The organism is Mesorhizobium sp. M2A.F.Ca.ET.067.02.1.1 (assembly GCF_004023285.1).
Classification (GTDB): Bacteria; Pseudomonadota; Alphaproteobacteria; order Rhizobiales; family Rhizobiaceae; genus Mesorhizobium.
This window is the reverse complement of sequence record NZ_RZSB01001062.1, coordinates 1-1,498: the sequence shown is the minus strand read 5'-3', so window position 1 is coordinate 1,498 and position 1,498 is coordinate 1. Positions and strand designations below refer to the sequence as shown.

Annotated in this window: 1 protein-coding gene; it reads right to left on the bottom strand. The window is 63.6% G+C overall.

From position 1 onward, the window contains the following. Positions 1-1,409, bottom strand: a 1,409-nt coding sequence (scpA, locus tag EOA28_RS35410; RefSeq protein ID WP_128315828.1) for a methylmalonyl-CoA mutase, incomplete at its 3' end; no start/stop codon positions are given. Positions 1,410-1,498 lie beyond the last annotated feature (89 nt).

The following is a 1,498-nucleotide window of genomic DNA, read 5'->3' as shown; positions in this document are numbered from 1 at the left end:
ATCTTCAAGACATCGACTTCGATATCCGTCTGCGGCCGGTGCGCGTTGACGCCGACCAGAATTTGCTCGCCGGAATCGATGCGCGCCTGGGTGCGGGCAGCCGCTTCCTCGATGCGCAGCTTCGGGATGCCCTTTTCGATCGCCGCTGCCATGCCGCCGAGGCTCTCGACCTCCTCGATATGGGCGAGCGCCCGCGCCGCAAGATCATGCGTCAGCCGCTCGACATAGGCCGAGCCGCCCCACGGATCGATCATGCGCGTGGTGCCGGATTCCTTCTGCAGGATGAGCTGCGTGTTGCGGGCGATCCGCGCAGAATGGTCGGTCGGCAGCGCCATCGCCTCGTCGAAGGAGTTGGTGTGCAGCGACTGCGTGTGCCCCTGCGTCGCGGCCATCGCCTCTATCATCGTGCGGGTGATGTTGTTGTAGGGGTCCTGCGCCGTCAGCGACCATCCGGAAGTCTGGCAATGGGTGCGCAGCGACAGCGAGCGCTCGTCCTTCGGCGAAAAGTTCTTCTGCATCAGGCTCGACCAGAGCAGCCGCGCGGCCCTGAGCTTGGCGACCTCCATGAAGAAATTCATGCCGATCGCCCAGAAGAAGGAGAGCCGGGGCGCGAAGCGGTCTATGTCGAGCCCTGCAGCGACCCCGGCGCGCGCATATTCGATGCCGTCGGCGATCGTGTAGGCAAGCTCGAGGTCGGCGGTCGCTCCGGCTTCCTGCATGTGGTAGCCGGAGATCGAGATAGAGTTGAACTTCGGCATGTGCCTGGAGGTGTAAGCAAAAATGTCCGACACGATCCGCATCGAAGGTTTCGGCGGATAGATGTAGGTGTTGCGGACCATGAACTCCTTCAGAATGTCGTTCTGAATGGTTCCGGCGAGATCCTTCTGCGCGACGCCCTGTTCCTCCGCCGCGACGATGTACAGCGCCATGATCGGCAGCACCGCGCCGTTCATGGTCATCGACACGGTCATCTCGTTCAACGGAATGCCGTCGAAGAGCTGCCGCATGTCGAGGATGGAATCTATCGCCACGCCGGCCATGCCGACATCGCCGGCGACGCGCGGATGGTCGCTGTCATAGCCGCGATGCGTGGCAAGGTCGAAAGCCACCGACAGGCCTTTCTGGCCGGCGGCGAGATTGCGCCGGTAGAAGGCGTTGGATTCCTCTGCCGTCGAGAAGCCGGCATATTGCCGGATCGTCCAGGGCTGCTGGACATACATGGTGGGGTAGGGGCCACGCACGAAGGGCGGCAGGCCCGGATAGGTGTCGAGATTGGCAAGCCCCTTGAGGTCGCCTTGCGTGTAGAGGTGTTTTACTGCGATGCCTTCCGGCGTCATCCGCTGGCCCTTGAGCTCGACCGGCGCGCGACGCGGCGCCGACCAGCCGATCTTGCTGAAATCCGGGATCATGATCCGGCTCCGATCGACTGATCGATGCGCACCGGAAACAGCGGCTCGCAGGTCGCCACGCCTTCCGTCAGCGCCGGGCGCCGCTCCTG